Origin of the sequence: Providencia sp. PROV129 (assembly GCF_028482245.1) — a bacterium.
GTDB lineage: Bacteria > Pseudomonadota > Gammaproteobacteria > Enterobacterales > Enterobacteriaceae > Providencia > Providencia vermicola.
The window spans coordinates 106,994-130,190 of sequence record NZ_JAMPQD010000021.1 but is presented as its reverse complement, the minus strand read 5'-3'; the positions used below and the strand labels follow the sequence as shown (position 1 = coordinate 130,190).

The following is a 23,197-nucleotide window of genomic DNA, read 5'->3' as shown; positions in this document are numbered from 1 at the left end:
GCCATGACAATAACTCCTCAAGAACTGATCGCAATACTACCACTGATGATCGTCGGGTTGACGGCGGTGGTTGTGATGCTGTCCATTGCGTGGCGACGCGATCACCTGACTAGTGCCGCGCTGACAGTATCGGGTTTTATCATTGCGTTGCTTTCACTCATTTGGGTAGCCGATGGCTACCTAATGGATGTGACTTCGCTTATCCGTGTTGATGGCTTTGCGCTGTTCTATAGTGCGCTTGTCCTGATCGCAGGTATCGGCACCAGTATCTTTGCTTACCACTGGTTAGAAGGCTTTGGTGATAACAGAGATGAATTCCATCTGTTAGTCGCAATTGCCGTCGCAGGTGGTGTGCTGTTATCCATGTCAAATCATATGGCATCAATGTTTATCGGTATCGAGCTGATTTCATTACCGCTGTTTGGTTTAGTGGCGTATACCTTCGAACGTAAACGTACACTGGAAGCAGGGATTAAGTACATGCTGTTATCTGCAGCAGCCTCTTCGTTCCTGTTATTTGGTATTGCGTTGCTGTACGCAGAATCTGGCAGCTTAAGTTTTGCTGCGGTTGGTCAAAGCCTTTCTGATAGCCAAATTCACGCACCATTAGTGATGATTGGTTTCGGTATGCTGATTGTTGGCTTTGGTTTTAAACTGTCACTGTTTCCATTCCAATTGTGGACACCAGACGTTTACCAAGGCGCGCCAGCACCAGTTTCAGCTTTCCTAGCAACGGGCAGTAAAATTGCTATCTTTGCCGTGCTAGTGCGTATCTTTATGGAAGCGCCAATTACCAGTAGCGACACACTGACAATTGTTATTTCAGTGATTGCAATTGCGTCTATTCTGTTTGGTAACTTACTGGCTATCACACAAAAAAGCGCAAAACGTTTATTGGGTTACTCCTCTATCTCCCATATGGGTTATCTGTTAGTGGCACTGGTTGCTTTGCGTATTGACCCTGTTGCTTCACAAGTAACGATTGCTATTTATTTAGTCGGTTACTTGTTTGCAAGTTTGGGCGCATTTGGCGTGATCAGTATCGTTTCTAGCCCTTATCGTGGTGATGATCAAGACGATTTCAGCGCATTTCGTGGGTTGTTCTGGCACAAGCCTGTGCTTGCAACTGTGATGACAGTCGCACTGTTATCCTTAGCAGGTATTCCTATTACATTAGGGTTTATCGGTAAATTCTATGTGATTGTTTCAGCGGTAAATGCCGAACTGTGGTGGTTGACAGGTGCTGTTGTGGTCGGTAGTGCAATCGGTTTGTACTATTACCTGCGCTTTATGGCAAGTCTGTACAGTCGTGATGCAGAACATGCTGAACGTTATACTGGCCCTGAAAAAGCAACTCTGGGTACGGTTTTTGCAGCTGTCTGTGCAATTGCAGCCATTGTCTTCGGTGTTTGGCCACAACCGCTTATTGATATTTCGGCATTAGCTGTAGCAATCGTTGGTTAATGAATACAGTCTAAGTAATATGAAGCCGGTTACTGCAAAGTAACCGGTTTTTTTTTAATCGGGTAGCTGGCGTTGGTATTGATATTCCACATCATTCAAATAAGTCATCAGCATTTGGCTTGCCGTATTGATTTGTACTAAGTTAAGGGGTTGTTCTGGTATCTTTTCACTAATATATTGACACCATGACTCCCAGTAATTTTTGAGTAATCCAACTTGGTGGATAATGGTTTGTTTATGTAAATCGATGGCAGTAACTTCATTGGAAAGAGACATTAGTTGTGTGAGTCTAAAAATATTTGTATCAATGGTATTAAGTTCTTCTTTGTGCTCAATAATTTGGTCATTTAAGTACAATCTAACATCAACTAATTTAGCAAATTCAAGGCCATCATCTACCATTGTTAGCAGGTTTCTAATATAACTAATTGCAGATTTTAAAATATCTTTTTTATTTGGGGGGATGTTTAGAGCGTCAATTAACTCTTTCCCTTTAAAATACTTATCAAAAAAATCAGTTAGCTTTGCTCGCAAAACAATATCTTCAGCAGCCATAATAATAGAATAATTCTTGTGTAAATCATTTATTTTAGCTTGCATACTGTGCTTGGATGTCAAAAGGATTTCTTTTTGGCTAGTGTACTGGGTTAGTTTTAACTTATTAGGTTCGTTAAGGTGAAAGATCAGTAGTGATTCATTTGCGTAGCGTATTTTTGAAATAAGTTTTTCTAATTCTAACTTTGCATCCATTAAATCATCAATAAAATTGGCGGTTAGAAGTTGTTTTTTAATATCTGAATAGCTATCTTCGGTGGTTGTTGAGCTTTGGGGGTTATTTAACTCATTGTCTATTATATAATTAATTTTGATGCGTAATATTGGAATCGAATTCCGGATCAACTCATTGAGACGCTCTGTTTTAATTGCGATTTTTTGAATTCGTCCGTAAATAATATAATCATAACTCATGATGCTTTTATTAAATGCAACGATATTATTTGAAATACATCTTAACTGATAAATATCAATAGGGGGTAACATTGGTAAATCAAGGTTGTCATGCATATTAATGCCTTTTATTGAGATGATGTGTTATTTTTTTGTAGCTCATCAAATAATGTAATTAAATGAACTGAGTAATCTTGAATTGAACTCCAAGACATAATAATTTTCTTGAACTGGGCAATAAATCGAATGAGTTTGTCTGCATTGTTTATTCGCTGAAAAATATCAATTGACTGTTTTATTTCTGTTAAAATAACTAGCCACATATAGTCAAGGTGGTCAATCGCTAATCTAGCATCTTTAAATAGTCCCTCAAGTTTATGTAAGTTAAGTTGGATATCGAAAATTGTTTTTTGAATTAATTTTTCATTGTTTATCTTGGTGTTTATTTCGGCAATTTCTTTCAGTAGTTCATTTTTTCTGGCTCTTATCAAATCGGCTTTAGGTCCAAAAATACTGCTGGTAATGACTAGGCCAATAATTCCGCCAGCTAATCCAGTAAAACATAATTTAATAAAGTGAGAATATTCTTGTTCTAGTTGCATAATATCTTGCTTTTTAAATTCAATCATTTCTTTCAAAAAAGATTCGGTGCTATCTTGATTGGTCGGTTCGAGTTGCTGATAAATACCTTTTATATTAAATAAAAGTGATTCAACATGCTCAAAATTTGAGAGGTATCCGCCTGTAATGTAAGCTCTAAAATCTGATACTGTATTTTTAATTTTTATTGTCTTTATTGATTGCTGCTTAATGTCATTTTTAATTATATTTAAAATGCTAACAAGCTCAGTAGCAATTTGTTGGTCATCATTTTGATAGGTTATTTTATCTAAGTCATTTGTGGTTAAATCATCTAAACTATCGGATATTCTTTGCAAAATAGGCATGTGGTTAATATATTCAATTATCTGATTTCCTGTTTGTGTAATATTGCGACTTGTCAGTGATAAATTAACAGATTGTTCTTTAACTTGTTGTTCTACATTATCCCAACTATTTGCATGATTTCGAATATCAATAATTGCACTTGTTAAATCATGATGGCTAATTGGTAGTTCTGTTGAATCATTGATACCAAACCATTTCAAAATATCTATTTCTCGTAAAGGAAGAGAAAGTGCGAAACGAACATGTTTATGAATATTGACTAAATCATCTAAGGTAAATATACCTGCGGAACGCGCAGAAAGCGTATCTTGGTTAGTTAACAATGCTAATGTTGCATTTCCTATATTTTCTTTTTCAATAATTCGGTCATAGTTTTCTTGAATATACATTATGAATTCCAGATTTATTAAGTTAATGAGTAATGAATTTTTAACTTGATTCATTGTTTGGAGACGTATGTACAGTAGGTGTCTGAATTAGTTCTATTCAATGGAAATTAATCATTGGTAAAGCATAAGGTGAGCGCTTTATATTGAATAACCTACTAGAAAGTGATGACGGGGGTTGATACTAAAAAATGAAAATCATCGCTAAAAAATAACTCAATGTGCGTATCACAATAGTAAAAATTTGTATTTATAAAATTAGCTTAATTAATGGAAAGATTAATTTTATAAAAATAATCTTATATGGAAAGAGGATAGGGAGAAAGTATCGTACCATAAGATAAGGTATTGTACTTTCCGTGTTCAATTGATATTAAAGATATGTTTCATAATGAAATACGATAAATAGAATCGAGTATATTTTATACGAATTAATGTCCGCTCCCCATTTAATCCTTGGCATCGATGATGTAAAGCAGTTGATTGGCCAATAAATCGGTAATGTAATCCCAAGAACAGTGATAAAGCCACAAAATATCAATTAATTAAATGAATATGTCATTATATAATTGTTAGAATAAACTATACTAGATGCAAGCAGAGCATCGAATCTCAGCTTTGGCTGGTCTTTGTGAATAAGTAAAGGCGTGCTTGTGGGAGACTAGTTATAGATACAATAATTAATCAATGTATTAATGCATTACATTGCGCTATATAATAATTGGTGTAAATCTATGTGCTGTGGCAGTAGGGATCTAAAGTGATAAATAAAAAAATTGATAATGTAATAGCTGAAATTCTGGAACACTTGTCTACATTGGCACTGGGAAACAAAGAATACGTACGACTTGTTTGGCAACTTGACGAGCAAACCATTTTTCCTGGTTTAGCATGGTTATCTTCGCAAGCTTGTTACCCGCAATTTTATTGGTATCAACGTACAGGTGCAGAGGAATGCAGTGCGTTGGGACGTGTTAAATCCTTTTGCTCTATTGAGGATGCCGAATATTTCTTATCCCAAAACCCACAGATACCTGATTTGCGTTTGTGGGGCTTAAATGGTTGGAATGCAGTGGGGGATGGCCTCACAGATGAAGAAAAACAGCAAGCAACATATTGTTTTCTCCCGCGTTTAGAGATTCATCGGCTGCGCTCAACAATTAATGTGAACTTGAATATTGATGGAAAAGATGACATTCAGGCTGCAATTTTATTTCTTTCGCAACTGACAGCGGCACCAGATGTCTCACTAACGCTTTCTGCGTCGATTACTGAGCAAAAACATATTCCTTGCCATGATGAATGGTGCCGTTTATTAAATTGCGCCATTAGCGATATGAAAGCAGGTAAGATGGAAAAAGTGGTTATGGCGCGGGAGACCCAACTCACACTATCAAATGCGATTTCAGTCGCGGAGCTTTTATCTGCCAGTCAACAAGTTAACCACTATTGTTACCATTTTATGATGGCGTTTGACAAACATTCGGGCTTTATTTCTTCGACGCCAGAACGTTTATATCTGAGGCAGGGAACACAGCTTAATTCAGAGGCTCTAGCTGGTACAGTGGCGAATGATCCTGATGATAACATTGCGGCGGAACAAGCAAAATGGTTAATGGAAGACAAAAAAAATCAACACGAGAATTTAGTTGTCGTGGATGATATTTGCCAACAATTGCAAGGGGCTGTTACGGGAGTAGATGTTTCATCGGCGAAAGTGATCCGCTTGAGAAAAATTCAACATTTATATCGTTCTATCGTGGCAACGCTGATTGAGCCTTCAGACAGCGATTGTTTGCAACGACTTCAGCCAACAGCCGCTGTATGTGGCTTACCACGACAGGCAGCAAGGCAATTTCTTGCAAAGAATGAACCTTTTTCTCGTGGCTGGTATGCGGGAACAGGCGGATTTATTAGCTTAAATAAAAGCGAGTTTGCCGTTTCTTTGCGCTGTGCGCAAATTAATGGTTCGCAAGTTTCATTATACTCAGGCGCTGGCATAGTGAGAGATTCAGCTCCTGAACAAGAGTGGGAAGAAATTGAAAATAAAGCAGCGGGTTTAAAATCGTTGTTTGGTAATGGCTAAAAACCTTAGAATAAAAAAGGTTATTCCTTTTTATTTTCAATTAGTTCATCAAAAATTGTTCTGAGATCAAGAAACTTTTTTCTATCAGTCTAAACTGATTGATAATTAATAATTTGCTGAGCATATTATGTCGAATTCTGCATTTAATATCCGTTGGGCTGAAGTGATCATTGAAGCACTTAGCCGTCATGGTATGAAACACATTTGTATCGCGCCAGGCTCCCGTTCGACGCCTTTAACGTTAGCGGCAAGTAACAATCCAAAATTGCATTGCCATACGCATTTTGATGAGCGTGGCTTAGGTCATCTTGCGCTCGGACTGGCTAAGGCAAGCGGTGAGCCTGTCGGCGTGATAGTGACTTCAGGTACTGCGGTGGCTAATTTGTATCCTTCATTGATAGAAGCTGGGTTAACGGGTGAAAACGTTATTTTTTTGACAGCTGACCGTCCTCCTGAACTGATTGATTGTGGTGCAAATCAAGCTATTCGCCAAACCCATATATTTGCTTCGCATCCGACTCAGTCATTGATGCTGCCTCGTCCAACGAGAGATATTTCCGCTAAATGGCTGGTGACTGCTGTTGATAACGGCATGAACCAACTCCATCATGGTGCTTTTCATATTAACTGCCCATTTGCTGAACCCCTCTATGGCGAAAATGAGGGGGAGTATGAATGGCAGCAAACATTAGGTGATTGGTGGAACTCAAATCACCCATGGTTAAGTGAGCCGTTAACACATACGGTTGCACTCGTGGCGGATTGGTACTTTTGGCGTCAGAAAAAGGGTGTTGTCATCGCAGGGCGAATGAATGCTACTGAAGGCGAATTAGTTGCCCTGTGGGCTCAAGAGTTGGGCTGGCCCGTTCTTGGTGATGTGTTATCTCAAACAGGGCAGCCCTATCCTTGCAGTGATTTATGGTTACAAAACCCGAGTGCTCAAGCTATATTGCAGAGTGCTGAATTAGTGGTGCAGTTTGGCTCAAGTATTACAGGTAAACGTTTGTTGCAATGGCAAGCTAATTGCCAACCGAAAGAGTACTGGATTGTGGACTCAATACCACAACGTTTAGACCCTGCGAATCACATGGGCCGCAAGTTGACTTGTTCGATTAAGGGCTGGCTTGATAACCATCCCGCTCAGCCGCGCAGCTTATGGTGTGAAGCATTATTGAGCCTTGCTGAGAAAACTCAAAATTGTGTTGAAAAACAACTTTCAGGTCAATTTTCTGAAGCCGCAGTTGCACATCAACTCCCAGAACTACTTCCTCCGCGTGGACAATTATTTGTGGGTAATAGTTTAATCGTACGCTTAATTGATTCATTCGCACAACTACCTGTTAGCTATCCCGTTTATAGCAATCGAGGAGCTAGTGGTATTGATGGATTAATTTCTACATTGGCAGGTGTTCAGCGTGCAACGGCGAGACCGACCTTAGGTATTGTCGGGGATCTGTCAGCTTTATATGACTTAAATAGCCTCGCGTTATTACGAAAACCTTCAGCGCCGACCATTTTGGTTATTGTCAATAACAATGGCGGCCAAATATTCTCTATGCTGCCAACCCCAGCTGACGCGAGACAAAATTATTATTGTATGCCGCAGAATGTCAGCTTTGAACCTGCAGCAAAAATGTTTGGCTTGCAGTATTGTGCCCCGACAGATTGGGAAAGTTTAAAGAATACTGTCCAGCAATTTTGGCATAATCAGTATGGTACATTGGTTGTGGAATTGGTTGTGGACAGTGATGAGGGTGCTCGAACGTTACAACAGCTACTCAGCGTCGTCTCGGAGCTATAATGCTAACAGCTACACAGTACAATCCAGAAAAATCAGGTCCTTGGCTCATTTGGCTTCATGGGTTGCTGGGGAGTGCAGATGATTGGCTTCCTGTGATTAGACAGTTTAATGATTACCGATCACTAGCCATTAATTTGCCTGGACACGGTGCTTCGCAGAAAGAGACGTGTCAAGGTTTCGAACACTTCGATGAGCAATTAAATGCACTTCTGCAATATCATCATGTTGATGAATATTACTTGATAGGTTATTCATTGGGAGCTCGCCTTGCTATGCATTTTGCCTGCTTTTACCAGCCAAAAGGTTTATTAGGGTTGGTTATAGAGGGCGGAAATGTTGGGTTGGATGACATGCAGGCGAGACGCGACCGTGAAAAGAATGATAAAGCATGGGCACAACGTTTTCGCACAGAGTCCATAAAAAAGGTACTAAATGATTGGTACCAACAAGCTGTTTTTGCGGATTTATCACCAGAACAGAGAAATAAACTGATTGAATTGCGTCAAGAAAATAATCCGCAAGGTATTGCGGACATGCTTGAGAGTACATCGTTATCTCAGCAGCCGTTTTTAGTGCCAAATTTGCATCAATTATCTTGCCCGTACCACTATTTTTGTGGAGAGCGAGATCAAAAGTTTCGAAGCGTTTCGCAACAATACACATTGCCATTAACGCTGATTGAAAATGCAGGGCATAATGCTCATCGAGAAAATCCTGTGGGCTATGCAACTGCACTTCACCATTTTTTATCACACTGTGGTTAAAGGAATTTGAGAATGATTTATCCAAGCGAAGAAAAACTGTACGCACCTATTGAATGGCAAGATTGCTCCGAAGGGTTTGACGATATTCTGTATCATAAATCCCCCGAAGGGATCGCGAAAATTACGATTAATCGCCCGCAAGTGCGCAATGCGTTTCGTCCTCAAACGGTTAAAGAGATGATCCAAGCCTTATCTGACGCACGTTATGATGACCACATTGGTACTATTATTTTAACGGGTGAAGGTGAAAAAGCTTTTTGCGCTGGCGGTGACCAAAAAATTCGCGGTGATTACGGTGGATACCGTGATGAAAGTGGTACTCATCACTTAAACGTTTTAGATTTTCAACGCCAAATTCGCACCTGTCCAAAACCTGTCGTTGCAATGGTTGCTGGTTTTGCCATTGGTGGCGGTCATGTTTTACATATGATGTGTGATTTAACGATTGCGGCGGATAACGCGATTTTTGGTCAAACAGGGCCAAAAGTAGGTTCTTTTGACGGCGGTTGGGGTGCATCTTACATGGCGCGTATTGTAGGGCAGAAAAAAGCGCGTGAAATCTGGTTCTTATGCCGTCAATATGATGCAAAAGAAGCATTAGATATGGGGCTGGTTAATACCGTCGTTCCTTACGCAGAATTAGAAAAAGAAACCGTTCGCTGGTGTCGTGAAATGTTAGAGAATAGCCCAATGGCACTGCGTTGCTTGAAAGCAGCATTAAATGCGGACTGTGATGGCCAAGCAGGCCTGCAAGAATTGGCGGGTAATGCGACGATGCTGTTCTATATGACTGATGAAGGTCAAGAAGGCCGTAATGCCTTCAACGAAAAACGTGCGCCTGACTTCTCTAAATATAAGCGTAACCCGTAATGCGTAAAGCCAAAATTTATTCGTTCAGCCTGCCTATGGAGGCAGGTGTTATCCTTCGTTATCAACGCCTCAAAACACGTGATGGGCTTTTGGTGTGCTTGCAAGATGGGGATAACGAAGGTTGGGGGGAAATTTCACCTCTACCTGAATTCAGTCAAGAAACTTTGGAAGAAGCGACCGCTGAAACCATTGTTCGCCTGAATGAATGGGTGAAAGACGGCAAAATTTCTGATAGTCCACTTCCTTCCGTGGCATTTGGATGTAGTTGTGCTGTGGCTGAGCTAACTGGCGAATTACCCCAAGACGCAGACTATCGCAAAGCACCACTGTGTAGTGGTGATCCTGATGACTTAATTTTAAGCCTTGATGCGATGGAAGGCGAAAAAGTTGCGAAAGTTAAAGTGGGCTTATATGAGGCCGTGCGTGATGGCATGGTAGCAAATTTGTTGCTAGAAGCGGTGCCTGAGCTCAAACTACGCCTTGATGCAAATCGCAGTTGGACACGAACGAAAGCGGACGGGTTTGCTAAATATGTTAACCCTGACTATCGTGATCGTATCGCATTCTTAGAAGAGCCGTGTAAAACGCGTGAAGAGTCTCTGCAATTTGCTGCTGATACGGGCATTAACATTGCATGGGATGAAAGTGTGCGAGAAGAGGGGTTCAAGGTGGAAGCTCAAGCGGGTGTTGCGGCAATTGTGATTAAACCAACACTTACGGGTAGCTTAGCCTATTGCCGTTCTTTAGTTGAAGATGCTCATCGCCTTGGCTTACAAGCAGTGATTAGCTCGTCCATTGAAAGCAGTTTTGGCTTAACTCAGCTAGCTCGCGTTGCGCATTGGTTAACACCTAATACTATCCCTGGCCTTGATACGGTTTCTTTAATTCAATCACAGTTAATCCGCCCTTGGCCGCAGTGCGATATTCCATTACAGCAGTTAGAAGACTTAACCATTGTATGGCAGAGTTAACGCAGTTTAGAGATTGGCCTTGGCAGCATTGGGCCAATCTTCAACCCAATTCAATTGCTTTACAGTCAGATTGTGAGAGCCTAACCTGGGACTCACTTAATCAACAGGTTAAAGATCTTGTCACCTATTTTTCAATGCAAGGTGTGACGAACGGTCAATGTGTGGCTCTTCGGGGTAAAAACTCGGTTGAGTTATTACTTAGCCAACTGGCGCTGATTGCCTGTGGTGCGCGTGTTCTTCTTCTTAACCCTAAGATACCTGAACGGACGCTGAGGGAATTATTACCCCATCTTGATATCAGTTTCGTGATTGATTTTACTGATGATATTGAGACACTTTCAAATTACCGAAATCTTGACTATCAGCTGTATTACCACTTTATTGGTGATGATGAGTTTCAACCAGTTAATTTTCAGATTCATGTGACACAACCAGCCACACTAATATTAACCTCTGGATCAACTGGCTTACCTAAAGCGGCGGTTCATAGCGTTGAGGCGCACCTCAGTAGCGCAGATGGCGTCGTTAATGCGATGGACTACCAACAGGGTGATTGTTGGTTACTTTCCCTACCGCTTTTTCATGTTTCTGGGCAAGGGATTGTTTGGCGTTGGCTGCTTAAAGGGGGAACGCTCGCATTAAAAAGTACGCCACTAATAGATGCTTTGCAAGGAGTGACTCACGCTTCATTGGTGCCAACACAATTATGGCGTTTACTTAATGGTGAGTTTGACAGCCAACTGTCCCTTAAAGAAGTGTTGTTGGGGGGAGCCTCTATTCCTGTTGCATTAACAGATTTAGCTGAAAGTCGAGGTATCGCATGTTGGAGCGGCTATGGTATGACTGAAATGGCCTCGACAGTGTGTGCTAAGCGTGCAGATGGTAAACGTGGTGTAGGCCTACCGTTAAAAGGGAAACAAATTCGTGTTGTTGCTGATGAAGTTCAAGTTCAGTCGACGAGTCAGGCTTTAGGCTATTGGTTTGACGGTAAAATTAAGCCTTTAAATTGTATTGATGGCTGGTTTAAAACGAATGATAAAGGCGCATTTATTGATGGTGAGTATCAAATACTCGGTCGCCTCGATAATCTCTTTATTAGTGGTGGGGAGTGCGTTCAACCCGAAGATATTGAAGCAGTCATTAATTCTCACCCTAATGTATCGCAAAGTTTTATTATTCCCATTGATGATACCGAATTTGGTCAACGCCCTGTTGCCGTGGTGGAGTGCGACTCAGATTTACCACTCAGTGAATTATCCGTTTGGTTAAAAGACAAACTTGCTCCCTATCAATACCCGAAACGCTTTTATCAGTTAGAGCCTAGCTTAAAGAGTGGGGGAATTAAAGTGTCTCGCCAGCAAGTGAAAAGCTGGGTTTTAGCTCAAGGCCGATGAGCTGAATAAAAATGTTTGTGGGTAGGCAATATTGCTTGTACTGAGAGTATCAAGCCGAGGAATCGGCTTGATAAGTAAAAAATTAGGCCTTTGGATCTGGAGCAAATCGATTATTACTCGGAGTACCATCAAAAATGCTAAAAACAAATAAGACAATCCCACCGAAAGGAACAAATGAGATAAGATACCACCAGCCTGATTTGTCTATATCGTGCAAGTGTTTAATGGTGACCGAGATACTTGGTACAATAATCCCTAAGCTATATAGCCGATACTGCCAATTTCACCTGTATAGCTATCCATTGAAATACTGATTAATATAATCAATACCAAAAAGATAATCGGGTTGAATAATGTAAACATCCAATACTTTTTACGTTTAGCGCGCCCTTCAAAATTTGCATAGTTATTTCTTAATACATCCAAATACCAATTCACTTTGTCTTTACTTAACCTAAATTTAAAGTAGGGAGAGTAGATCGCTTGAATTAATGAATGTAAATACAGAAGGGAGGTAGGGAACGAAATACGACGGGCAGATTACCCGTCGTGGTATATTTTTATTTCTTTAATTCATTCAACGCTTTCTCAACACCTGCACCGTATTCTGGGTGAACTTGTTTGAATAACGCAATTTGGCGCACTTGCGTGGCTTCTGTGGCATCAATTAGCTCGCCTGCAATACGTTTAAACATGCGTTGATGTTCAGCATCATCTAATAATTCATATAATGCGCGTGGTTGGCTGAAATAGTCTTGGTCTTCACGATGATCCCAGTGGTCAGCGGCACCTTCAATAGATAATGGTGGTTCACTAAAATCAGGTTGTTCTTGGAATAAACCCGCTTCGTTTGGCTCATAGGTAACATGATTTCCGCTATTACCATCAACACGCATTGCACCATCACGGTGATAATTATGGAATGGGCAACGTGGCGCATTCACAGGAATTTGATGATGGTTAACACCAAGACGGTAACGATGAGCATCACCGTAAGAGAAGAGACGCCCTTGAAGCATTCTGTCTGGTGAGAAACCAATACCAGGCACTACGTTAGCAGGGCTAAATGCAGCTTGCTCAACATCAGCAAAGTAATTATCTGGATTACGGTTTAGTTCAAAATATCCTACATCAATTAATGGATAGTCTTTGTGTGGCCAAACCTTAGTCAGGTCAAATGGGTTATAAGGAACCTTTGAAGCTTCTTTTTCAGGCATTATTTGTACTTGCAAATTCCAGCGAGGGAAATCCCCTTTTTCAATCGATTCAAATAAATCGCGCTGTGAACTTTCTCTATCTTTCCCCACGAGTTGTTCAGCCTGTTCATCGGAAAGGTTTTCGATGCCTTGTTGGCAGCGGAAGTGGAATTTCACCCAGAAACGTTCATTATTGGCATTGATAAAGCTGTAAGTGTGGCTACCAAAACCGTGCATATGGCGGTAGCTTTGTGGAATACCACGGTCACTAGCATCGATCGTTAATTGGTGTAAAGACTCGGGTAATTGGGAGAAAAATGCCCATTTATGTTCCATTGTTCGTAAGTTGGAGCGAGGATCGCGTTTTACGACGTGGTTTAAATCAGGGAATTTTAATGGGTCACGAAAGTAGAACACAGGTGTGTTGTTACCCACCATGTCCCAGTTGCCTTCTTCAGTGTAAAACTTGAGTGCAAAACCACGAATATCACGCTCTGCATCAGCAGCACCACGCTCGCCAGCTACTGTTGAAAAACGGGCAAACATTTCTGTTTTTTTACCTACTTTAGAGAAAATTTTAGCGCGGGTATAAGGCGTAATATCGTGGGTGACGGTAAATGTACCAAATGCACCAGATCCTTTGGCGTGCATACGTCTTTCGGGGATCACTTCGCGGTCAAAATGGGCTAATTTTTCTAAGAACCAGACATCTTGTAACAACATTGGGCCGCGTTTACCTGCGGTCATGACATTATTATTATTGGCGACGGGTGCGCCAGAGGCAGTCGTAAGACCTTTTTTCTTCATCACAACGCTCCTAATTTTGAATTTAATGACTACATAAACCTAACTAAAAAGTTATTATTTTGTAATAAAACAAAAATACCACTACAATAAACTTATGATTCAGTATAGTAATTGTTGATATGATTATCTAATTAATATAACCAATTACTGTGATTGAATGTGAGATAAGCTGGATTTTTAAGATACAGATTTAAAATTTAAATCTGACTTAGGTGCGATGAAATTATCTTTTGGCTGAATAGGTTGCGTAAATCTGAGTAATTAAGGCTGAGAAACGTGTGTAAATCGCGTAATATCCGTAGGTAATAATTTAAAGAGGATAAAATAATGCGCAAAGTGGTGTTATTAGTGGCGGCGATGTCCCCATTTTTTATGAATTCTGCTCAAGCTGTTTCTGTGAGCGCACAAGCTGGCAAACACTATACTGAATTATCAGCGGGTTTAGGCAATCAAAATGCAGGCCTCGCGTTTAATGGTTCTTGGGCACGTAGTGACCATGATGGTCAAATGGGCAGTTTAGGCGCTACATTTGGTCTCCCTATTGGGCCTTTTTCTGCTTATGTTGGCGGTAAAGGTTTATATTTATCCCCTGATAATAACAGCAGTGGTGCAGCATTAGCTGTGGGTGGTGGTTTAAACTGGCAGGCTCTACCTTCACTGAATATTTATGGTGAAGCCTATGGTGCACCAGAGTCACTGACTTCAGGTAGCAAGTCTTATGTTGAAGCAAAAGCGGGCGCACGTTATACGGTATTTAAACCGTTATCTATTGATGCGGGCTATCGTATAATTGAAATGAAAGGCTCACACAACAAGTCGAATGAAAAAATTGCAGATGGTCTTTATTTAGGGGCTGGTCTTTCATTCTAGCGTTGTAACCTAGTTTATATTGCCCTTGGTTGCTTGTGTAATTTGCATCTAGGGGCATAGGTCTTGATTTTGCTGCAATTAAATACTTTTAAATCAAATTATTATCTTTTTGTTTATGATTTCTTAGATATTCATGTTGATTTTCATTGCGTTATTGTAATGAAGCCAAAACATCATGACTTAGCCCTGTACTTTTCATGATGATTTCAGGGCTAACACCATTTTTTAGCAACTGGATTGCCATGGTGATCTTGGCTTCAGCGATACCTTCTTCTCTTCCTTGCTGAATACCTTCTTGGCGGCCTTTATTTTGTAGGTGTTGTGCAATATTCATGATCGTTTCCTTATGTTGTTCCGTTTGTTCCTCTAAAATTTGAACGATTTCTTCAAAGTTAGTTGAGTCTAACAGTTTCCTTATTAACCTCTGGTTAACAGTAAATCAAGGTGGCTTGGTTGTCTTTTCAGTATTATTTACGGTATATGACGTAATTAAAGAAATAAATTTCAATAATAAGCATTTAATGAGAACTGAAATATTAAATGCCAATATTCGAAGCGTCGTGATTGATATGATCTATAAAAGAGTGAAGGGAAGCTATTGGAAATAGGGGAATGACAAATAAAAGAAAAACCGCAATTTGAAGTTATCCAAATTACGGCTTAATTTACCAATTTATTAGCCGACGTTAGGTAGAAAACCCGCAACAATCGAGAACTGAATAGCAATAACAGTAATACCACAGAGTAATACTATCGCTAAAACAGGCATGCCACCTTTAACTTGGTATTCACCTTTATCTTCTACCTTGCGAACACGCATAGTGAGCAGGGCGGGGATAATTAAAGCAAGGACAGATAATGCCACAGCTGCGTATGTTAAGGCTTGCACGAAGCTACTAAAGAACAGTGCCGCAAGTAATGGCGGAGCGAAGGTTAATAAGCCCGTTTGAATACGACCAAATAAGCTATTACTGCGTTTAAATAAGTCAGCAAGGTAGTCAAATAATCCTAAAGCAACACCTAAGAAAGAAGTCGCAAGTGCTAAGTCCATAAATAGGCTAACAGCAATATTGACTCGTGGTGTTGCTACCACATCACGAATGGCAGTTAGCAAGCCATTTAAGCCAGACTCTTGTGCTAAAATACCTAAAAATGTTGTTGAGGGGATTGAGCCAAGTGTTGCTACCTGCCAAAGGATATATGCAACCAATGGAATTGCGCTACCTGTAATGAAAATCATACGCAGTTTACGCACATCACCATTCATATAGTTAACTAAGCTAGGAACACTACCGTGGAAGCCAAATGAGGTGAATATAACGGGAACAGCGGCGAGAATTAAACCTTTTTCAATAGGCATGGTGCTTAAGTTCACCGCTTCAGCATGTGGCATCATAACAACTAACATGATGATTAAGAAAATTGTTTTGGCGGTAAATAAAATTCGGTTAATAAAATCAACCGAATGGGTACCAATACATACAACAGCTCCACCAATAATTGTGAAGGCGATAATGGCTGCTTCGGTACTGATGGTAATCCCCCACCAAGATGAAAGACTGTCAGAAATCAATACGCCAGCCCCTCCAATATAAGCGGTTGTTAGCGCATACATCAGTAGCAACATGCTTAAACCCGTGACGATTTGTCCTGCTGGACCAAGGTATTTTTTTGCTACAGTACCTAACCCCATATTTGCAGGGTTATGTTGGTAGACCTCGACTAATAATAATGAGGTATAGCTCATTAACATCCATAACCCGACAAGCAAACAGACGATGCCTGTAAAACCGACGCCTGCAGCGGCAAGTGGCATTGCCAACATCCCTGCACCTATTGTTGTTCCTGCAACGATTAACACACTGCCAAGAGTACGATTCTTCACAAGTTCCTCTAATTGAATCTGAATAATTAATAAGTGATGCAGATTATGCGATTGTGCGAATTGTGTCAAATGTAAATTACAGTTGGTGTAAATTTATTTGTACACTAATTAGAGGCAAAATAACAATAAATAACCGACCAATATCAAGGTTAGTTAGCTAAAGAAAAAATGATGAATAAAGATACCTAAAGGTAAATTAATTTTGGCTTATTTGTTAAGGAATGGTATGTAATTTATTGATTTTACATAATTATTGTTTGAACTGGCTAGTATCGCAGTTACTTAAGATAAATAGTGTGATGCGGTCAAAATAAACACAACAAAAATAAAACTATATTGGTTTTAAAATTATCATAAATCAAATTAATGCTTGAAAATCATCTCAATAATAGGAGGCAAATACATATAAAAGGATGGAACTATGGACTTTATGATTCAACTCGCCATTATCCTTGTTTGCTTGTTTTATGGGGCAAAAAAGGGGGGAATGGCATTAGGGCTTCTTGGTGGGGTAGGTCTTGTTATCTTAGTATTTGGTTTTGGATTACCACCAGGAAAACCACCTGTTGATGTTATGCTTGTAATTATTGCTGTTGTTGCCGCATCAGCTACGTTACAGGCATCAGGTGGTTTGGATGTTATGCTACAAATTGCAGAACGATTACTACGGAAAAATCCAAAGTACATCTCTATTGTGGCACCTTTCGTGACTTGTATCTTAACCATTTTGTGTGGTACAGGGCATGTGGTGTACACTATTTTACCTATCATCTACGATGCTGCGATTAAAAATAATATTCGTCCTGAAAGACCAATGGCAGCAAGTAGTATTGGCGCACAAATGGGGATCATCGCCAGCCCTGTTTCTGTTGCAGTTGTGTCCCTAGTTGCCATGCTTAACGGTGTGACTATTAATGGCAAGTCTCTTGAATTCCTTGATTTACTGGCAATTACTATTCCTTCAACCTTAATTGGTATCTTAGCCATTGGTATTTTTAGTTGGTTCAGAGGGAAAGATCTCGATAAAGACCCTGTATTCCAAGAATTTATTTCGGTCCCTGAAAACCATGATTACGTGTATGGTGGCAGTGTGACATTGCTGGATAAAAAATTACCGAAAATCAACTGGGTCGCGATGTGGATTTTCTTAGCATCAATTGTGGTTGTGGCATTACTCGGCGCATTTTCTGAGTTAAGGCCGTTAGTCAATGGCAAGCCGTTATCGATGGTTTTAGTTATTCAGATGTTTATGTTGCTGGCGGGTGCGCTCATCATCATTATCTGTAAAACCAATCCAGGGCAAATTTCGAAAAATGAAGTATTCCGCTCGGGGATGATTGCGATTGTGGCGGTGTATGGCATTGCGTGGATGGCAGAAACCATGTTCGGCGCCCATATGGATGAAATTAAAAGTACACTGGGGTCTTTAGTGAAAGACTTCCCATGGGCGTATGCGGTCATCTTATTACTGGTATCTAAGTTTGTTAATTCTCAAGCAGCGGCATTGGCCGCGGTTGTGCCTATCGCGTTAGGTATTGGTGTTGACCCCGCGTATATTATTGCATCAGCACCCGCGTGTTATGGTTACTATATTTTACCAACTTACCCAAGCGACCTTGCGGCGATTCAATTCGACCGTTCAGGAACGACGCGTATCGGTAAATTCGTCATCAACCATAGCTTTATCTTACCTGGGTTAATAGGGGTTGGTGTATCCTGTGTGTTTGGTTGGGTATTTGCAGCGCTTTATGGCTATTTATAATAGCGAGGGCGAATTAATAAAGAACAAATAGATTAAAAGCGATTGCATAGAAGAGCTGTGCAATCGCTGATAATGCTAACCAATCTCGATATCAGAAAGCGGATGGCAACAACAAGGTAAAATTTCACCTTCTTGTACAAAGGCTAGAGGCTTACGCTTATAGCCTACTTTTCCTCGCAACAATGTTACACGGCATGAGCCACAGTAACCTTCACGGCATTGATACTCGACAGGTACTCGGCTATCTTCTAGCGCTTCCAATAAGCAAGAATGAACTTCTGTATGGTAGGGGACTTGAACACCCTGCGTGAGTCGCAGGGTGATTTTGTGGCTAGCCATAATTACAGTTCGAAGTCACTCAGGTCGTCAGTATTGACTTCAGAGTCAATTTGACCAACTAAGTAAGAGCTCACTTCAACTTCTTGTGGTGCCACTTGAACGTTATCTGACACCAGCCATGCATTGATCCATGGAATTGGGTTAGAACGTGCTTCAAAAGGCAGCTTCAGACCAACAGCTTGCATACGGATATTGGTGATGTACTCAACATATTGGCACAGAATATCTTTATTCAGACCAATCATTGAACCTTCACTGAACAGGTAATCGGCCCACTCTTTTTCTTGCTCTGCTGCCTGCACAAACAAGTCATAACATTCTTGTTCGCACTCTGCTGCAATTTCTGCCATTTCAGGGTCATCTTGTCCTGAACGTAACAAGTTCAACATATGTTGGGTACCTGTTAAGTGCAGCGCTTCATCACGTGCAATCAGTTTGATGATTTTTGCGTTGCCTTCCATGAGTTCACGTTCTGCGAACGCAAATGAACAGGCAAAGCTCACATAAAAGCGGATAGCTTCCAGTGCGTTAACACTCATTAAGCATAGGTATAATTGCTTTTTCAGCGCGCGCAATGAAACGGTGATTTGTTTCCCGTTGCAATTATGTGTGCCTTCACCAAACATGTGATAGTAGTTGGTCATTTCGATGAGGTCATCGTAAAAACCCGAAATATCTTTCGCACGTTTTAAAATTTCTTCATTTTCAACGATATCGTCAAAAATAATCGCTGGGTCATTCACAATATTACGAATAATATGCGTGTATGAACGTGAGTGAATAGTTTCAGAGAACGCCCACGTTTCTACCCATGTTTCCAACTCAGGAATTGAAATCAGCGGCAGTAATGCCACATTAGGGCTGCGACCCTGAATAGAGTCAAGCAGCGTTTGGTATTTCAAATTACTGATAAAAATGTGTTTTTCGTGATCTGGCAGCGCATTGTAGTCAATACGGTCGCGTGATACATCCACTTCTTCAGGACGCCAGAAAAACGATAACTGTTTTTCAATCAGCTTTTCGAAAATCGGGTATTTTTGCTGATCATAGCGTGCCACATTAACAGGTTGGCCGAAAAACATCGGCTCCTGCATTTGGTCATTTTTCTTCTGTGAAAACGTTGTATATGTATGTGACATAACAATTCCTATTAAATTTTACACGCGCCGCCTTCGCAATCGGAATCCGCTGACTCAACAACTTCTTCCAGATCGCCCTGAACATCTTCCGCACCATCGCGGGTGTTATGGTAGTAAAGTGTTTTTACACCAAACTTATAGGCGAGCAATAAATCTTTTAGTAATTGGTTCATTGGTACTTTACCACTCTCGAAACGAGTAGGGTCATAGTTTGTGTTAGCAGAAATCGACTGGTCGATAAACTTCTGCATAATACCAACGAGTTGTAGGTAGCCGCTGATAGATGGCATTTGCCACAACAGTTCATAAGCCCCTTTCAAGTTTTCATAATCTGGCACCACTTGGCGCAAGATGCCGTCTTTCGACGCTTTAATACTGATGTAGCCACGTGGTGGCTCAATACCATTGGTTGCATTAGAAATTTGCGAAGATGTCTCTGAAGGCATCAAAGCAGACAGCGTTGAGTTACGCAGGCCATAAGTCTGAATATCTTTACGCAGTGCTTCCCAATCATAATGCAGTGGTTCATTGGTTAACTTATCGAGCTCTTTTTTATAGGTGTCGATAGGTAATACACCTTGCGAATAGGTCGTTTCATTGAACCACGGGCATGCACCTTGTTCTTTCGCCAAATCGTTTGATGCTTTTAACAGATAATATTGAATAGCTTCAAAAGTTTTGTGCGTTAAATTATTTGCGCTACCGTCGGAGTAACGTACACCGTGTTTCGCTAAGTAATAGGCATAGTTAATCACACCAATACCTAATGTACGGCGACCCATAGAGCCTTGTTTTGCCGCAATAATTGGGTAGTCTTGGTAGTCGAGTAGGGCATCTAAAGCACGCACCGCTAAGATGGCTAACTCTTCTAATTCATCAAGGCTATCAATTGCACCTAAGTTAAATGCAGACAGCGTACATAATGCAATTTCGCCTTCTTCATCGTTGATGTTATTCAACGGCTTAGTTGGCAGTGCAATTTCTAAACATAGGTTAGATTGACGAACGGGAGCAACCTGTGGGTCAAACGGACTATGTGTATTACAGTGGTCAACGTTTTGAATATAGATACGGCCTGTTGATGCACGTTCCTGCATCATTAATGAGAACAATTCGACGGCTTTTACGCTGGACTTACGAATAGTTTCATCTTGTTCATATTGAACATACAAACGTTCGAATTCATCTTGGTCAGCAAAGAATGCATCGTACAGACCTGGTACATCAGAAGGGCTGAATAAGGTAATGTCTTGGTTTTTAATTAAACGTTCGTACATTAATTTATTCAATTGCACACCGTAATCCATATGACGAACACGGTTACCTTCAACACCACGGTTATTTTTCAGGACTAACAGGCTTTCAACTTCAAGATGCCAAATTGGGTAGAATAATGTTGCTGCACCACCACGCACACCGCCTTGAGAGCATGATTTAACCGCTGTCTGGAAGTGTTTGTAGAATGGGATACAACCTGTGTGGAATGCTTCACCACCGCGTATTGGGCTACCTAATGCGCGAATTCGGCCCGCATTTACGCCAATTCCAGCGCGTTGAGAAACGTATTTAACAATTGCACTTGATGTCGCATTGATGGAATCAAGGCTGTCACCGCACTCAATCAGGACACAAGAGCTAAACTGACGAGTTGGTGTGCGTACCCCCGCCATGATTGGCGTTGGCAAAGAGATTTTAAATGTTGAAACCGCATCATAGAAACGACGAATGTAGTCTAAACGCGTTTCTTTTGGGTAATGGGAGAATAAACACGCCGCCACTAAAATATATAAAAACTGTGCGCTTTCGTAGATTTCACCCGTTACACGGTTTTGAACTAAATATTTTCCTTCGAGCTGTTTAACGGCTGCATAGGAGAAATTCATATCACGCCAATGGTCAATAAAACCGTCCATTTGCTCGAACTCTGCTTGCGTGTAGTCTTCCAGCAAATGCTTATCATACTTGCCCATTTCAACAAGGCGTTTTACGTGCGTATAGAGTGCAGGCGGCTCAAACTGGCCATAGGCTTTTTTACGCAAGTTAAAGATAGCTAGACGTGCAGCAAGGTATTGATAGTCTGGTGTTTCACCAGTAATCAAGTCGGCAGCTGCTTTGATCATCGTTTCGTGAATATCAGATGTTCTGATCCCATCATAAAACTGAATCTGAGAACGTAACTCCACCTGTGAAACAGATACGTTACTTAGGCCTTCCGCAGCCCAGGTGATTACCTTGTGGATTTTATCGAGATCAATGCGTTCTTTATGTCCGTCACGTTTTGTGACTAACAGACTCTGGTTCATGAGTAAGTACACCTTGGTTGAACTACAAATAGTGTGCCACAAACATAAAAAAGCTCATGGTTGAATACCATGAGTCTAGTGCTGTTTAGTTTAGCTTCACTACTATATGTAGTAGTTTGTTGAGTAGACAATAACAAGATAATGTTAATATGCGATTTTATCAAGTGAACAAATCTGAGGGATCTTGTGGATAACTGGTTGGATAAGAAAAATGATCATGTCGGTAAGCTGCATGGTAAAAGGGACTAATAAAAAAAAGGCTTCCGACATGATGACTAAAATAAATTTTGTAAACGTAGACCGTTTGCTGATTTCTTAAACGTACTGATTGCGATTTATTCTTTTCGTGATTAGTTAGCTACTCACTAATTGTATGAAGCATATAATTCACATCTACATTTGGCCCCAGCCAGAACTTGTCAGTGATAGGGTTGTAGTGTAACCCCGTGATATGCTTATCTTTTAACTGTGTCCCGTCAATCCAACCGATGAGTTCAGAAGGGCGAATAAACTTATTCACATCATGGGTACCTTTTGGAACCATCTTCATAACGTATTCGGCGGCAACGACTGCCATCAGCCACGCTTTTTTGTTGCGGTTGATGGTTGAAAAAATAACATGACCACCAGGTTTAACCAATTTAGCGCAAGCTCTCACGACAGATTGTGGGTCAGGAACATGTTCTAACATTTCCATGCAAGTGACAATGTCATAAGCTTGTGGATGTTTATCGGCATGCTGTTCAACGGTTTCTTGAACATATTCAACGGGAATACCCGATTCGAGAGAATGTAAGCGAGCGACCATTAACGGATCTGCACCCATATCAAGTCCTGTAACATCCGCACCTTCACGCGCCATACTTTCAGATAAAATACCGCCGCCACAACCGACATCAAGAATTTTTTTACCGAAAATGCCATCTACACGTTGCATAATATAACCAAGACGCAATGGGTTAATACGGTGTAACGGGGCAAATTCCCCTTCTAAATCCCACCAACGGGATGCAATAGACTCAAATTTTTCGATTTCTTGTTTATCGACATTTAAGTATGTCGGTGCTTGGGTATCGCTCATTGATAAAACTCCTATTTTAACCCTATGACTGCATATTGCCTTTTATGATGAGACGAATTAGGCGCAGTTATAGGTGTCCGCCAATCATTGATGGTCATAATCTAGACAATAATGCACTTAAGGCAGTTATTAATGAATAATCCCACAAGTTTCGGACACATAAACTTAATTTTCCGCTATTAT

At 40.6% G+C, this 23,197-nt stretch carries 20 protein-coding genes; 9 read left to right on the top strand and 11 right to left on the bottom strand.

All coding sequences use genetic code 11. From position 1 onward, the window contains the following. The first annotated feature begins 3 nt into the window (after window positions 1-3). Window positions 4-1,464 carry an NADH-quinone oxidoreductase subunit NuoN gene (gene nuoN, locus PSF27_RS15885; protein ID WP_206082342.1) on the top strand — a complete coding sequence of 487 codons (1,461 nt, stop codon included), beginning with the start codon at window positions 4-6 and terminating at the stop codon, window positions 1,462-1,464. A 54-nt stretch (window positions 1,465-1,518) separates the two neighbouring features. On the opposite strand, the gene PSF27_RS15880 is transcribed toward nuoN, so the two are convergent. Further along, a complete protein-coding gene (locus PSF27_RS15880; protein WP_272681862.1) occupies window positions 1,519-2,529 on the bottom strand; it encodes an alpha-xenorhabdolysin family binary toxin subunit B in 1,011 nt (336 codons plus the stop codon). A gap of 11 nt (window positions 2,530-2,540) precedes the next feature. Next, window positions 2,541-3,749, bottom strand: coding sequence for an alpha-xenorhabdolysin family binary toxin subunit A (locus PSF27_RS15875; RefSeq protein ID WP_272681861.1), 1,209 nt, complete (start codon window positions 3,747-3,749; stop codon window positions 2,541-2,543). A 757-nt stretch (window positions 3,750-4,506) separates the two neighbouring features. On the opposite strand from PSF27_RS15875, the gene PSF27_RS15870 reads away from it, so the two are divergent. The 6 genes from PSF27_RS15870 (at window position 4,507) to menE (ending at window position 11,632) form a co-directional block, all read left to right on the top strand. After that, complete coding sequence (locus tag PSF27_RS15870) at window positions 4,507-5,832, top strand: isochorismate synthase (protein WP_272681860.1); 1,326 nt, start codon at window positions 4,507-4,509, stop codon at window positions 5,830-5,832. A 127-nt stretch (window positions 5,833-5,959) separates the two neighbouring features. Continuing rightward, on the top strand, window positions 5,960-7,633 hold the full coding sequence (gene menD / locus PSF27_RS15865; RefSeq protein WP_272681859.1) for a 2-succinyl-5-enolpyruvyl-6-hydroxy-3-cyclohexene-1-carboxylic-acid synthase: 1,674 nt from the start codon (window positions 5,960-5,962) through the stop codon (window positions 7,631-7,633). Beyond that, window positions 7,633-8,397, top strand: coding sequence for a 2-succinyl-6-hydroxy-2,4-cyclohexadiene-1-carboxylate synthase (menH, locus tag PSF27_RS15860; protein ID WP_272539639.1), 765 nt, complete (start codon window positions 7,633-7,635; stop codon window positions 8,395-8,397). Before menD ends, menH begins: the two co-directional genes overlap by 1 nt. 12 nt (window positions 8,398-8,409) lie before the next feature. Then, window positions 8,410-9,267, top strand: coding sequence for a 1,4-dihydroxy-2-naphthoyl-CoA synthase (menB, locus tag PSF27_RS15855; protein WP_206082336.1), 858 nt, complete (start codon window positions 8,410-8,412; stop codon window positions 9,265-9,267). Further along, entirely contained in the window at window positions 9,267-10,238 is a 972-nt protein-coding gene (menC, locus tag PSF27_RS15850; protein WP_206082335.1) for an o-succinylbenzoate synthase, read from the top strand. The genes menB and menC overlap by 1 nt, the downstream gene beginning before the upstream one ends. Next, window positions 10,226-11,632, top strand: coding sequence for an o-succinylbenzoate--CoA ligase (gene menE / locus PSF27_RS15845; protein ID WP_272681858.1), 1,407 nt, complete (start codon window positions 10,226-10,228; stop codon window positions 11,630-11,632). Before menC ends, menE begins: the two co-directional genes overlap by 13 nt. 82 nt (window positions 11,633-11,714) lie before the next feature. On the opposite strand, the gene PSF27_RS15840 is transcribed toward menE, so the two are convergent. From PSF27_RS15840 to PSF27_RS15830, 3 genes are all read right to left on the bottom strand, one after another. Continuing rightward, window positions 11,715-11,849: a DUF805 domain-containing protein gene (locus PSF27_RS15840; RefSeq protein ID WP_272681857.1), complete on the bottom strand. Its 135-nt coding sequence runs from the start codon at window positions 11,847-11,849 to the stop codon at window positions 11,715-11,717. A gap of 38 nt (window positions 11,850-11,887) precedes the next feature. Further along, window positions 11,888-11,995, bottom strand: coding sequence for a hypothetical protein (locus PSF27_RS15835; RefSeq protein WP_272574094.1), 108 nt, complete (start codon window positions 11,993-11,995; stop codon window positions 11,888-11,890). Between the two features lie 197 nt (window positions 11,996-12,192). Then, window positions 12,193-13,635, bottom strand: coding sequence for a catalase (locus PSF27_RS15830; RefSeq protein WP_272681856.1), 1,443 nt, complete (start codon window positions 13,633-13,635; stop codon window positions 12,193-12,195). A gap of 327 nt (window positions 13,636-13,962) precedes the next feature. Between PSF27_RS15830 and PSF27_RS15825 the strand changes: the two genes are divergently transcribed. Next, window positions 13,963-14,505, top strand: coding sequence for a YfaZ family outer membrane protein (locus tag PSF27_RS15825; RefSeq protein ID WP_206082332.1), 543 nt, complete (start codon window positions 13,963-13,965; stop codon window positions 14,503-14,505). A 151-nt stretch (window positions 14,506-14,656) separates the two neighbouring features. Here PSF27_RS15825 and PSF27_RS15820 read toward each other — a convergent pair whose 3' ends face one another. Continuing rightward, the gene (locus tag PSF27_RS15820; RefSeq protein WP_272681855.1) at window positions 14,657-14,839 is read right to left on the bottom strand and encodes a hypothetical protein; all 183 of its coding nucleotides are present in this window, start codon (window positions 14,837-14,839) and stop codon (window positions 14,657-14,659) included. A 342-nt stretch (window positions 14,840-15,181) separates the two neighbouring features. Continuing rightward, window positions 15,182-16,390, bottom strand: coding sequence for a tyrosine transporter TyrP (gene tyrP / locus PSF27_RS15815; RefSeq protein WP_404462827.1), 1,209 nt, complete (start codon window positions 16,388-16,390; stop codon window positions 15,182-15,184). Between the two features lie 421 nt (window positions 16,391-16,811). Here tyrP and PSF27_RS15810 point away from each other — a divergent pair, with 421 nt between their 5' ends. Next, on the top strand, window positions 16,812-18,152 hold the full coding sequence (locus PSF27_RS15810) for an anaerobic C4-dicarboxylate transporter (RefSeq protein ID WP_206082329.1): 1,341 nt from the start codon (window positions 16,812-16,814) through the stop codon (window positions 18,150-18,152). A 75-nt stretch (window positions 18,153-18,227) separates the two neighbouring features. Here PSF27_RS15810 and yfaE read toward each other — a convergent pair whose 3' ends face one another. The 4 genes from yfaE to ubiG form a co-directional block, all read right to left on the bottom strand. Then, window positions 18,228-18,491, bottom strand: a complete 264-nt coding sequence (gene yfaE, locus PSF27_RS15805) for a class I ribonucleotide reductase maintenance protein YfaE (protein ID WP_206082328.1) — start codon at window positions 18,489-18,491, stop codon at window positions 18,228-18,230. 2 nt (window positions 18,492-18,493) lie between these two features. Continuing rightward, window positions 18,494-19,630, bottom strand: a complete 1,137-nt coding sequence (gene nrdB, locus PSF27_RS15800; RefSeq protein WP_225818901.1) for a class Ia ribonucleoside-diphosphate reductase subunit beta — start codon at window positions 19,628-19,630, stop codon at window positions 18,494-18,496. 11 nt (window positions 19,631-19,641) lie between these two features. Then, window positions 19,642-21,933 carry a class 1a ribonucleoside-diphosphate reductase subunit alpha gene (gene nrdA / locus PSF27_RS15795; RefSeq protein WP_206082326.1) on the bottom strand — a complete coding sequence of 764 codons (2,292 nt, stop codon included), beginning with the start codon at window positions 21,931-21,933 and terminating at the stop codon, window positions 19,642-19,644. Window positions 21,934-22,291: 358 nt separating this feature from the next. Then, window positions 22,292-23,014 carry a bifunctional 2-polyprenyl-6-hydroxyphenol methylase/3-demethylubiquinol 3-O-methyltransferase UbiG gene (gene ubiG, locus PSF27_RS15790; RefSeq protein ID WP_206082325.1) on the bottom strand — a complete coding sequence of 241 codons (723 nt, stop codon included), beginning with the start codon at window positions 23,012-23,014 and terminating at the stop codon, window positions 22,292-22,294. Window positions 23,015-23,197 lie beyond the last annotated feature (183 nt).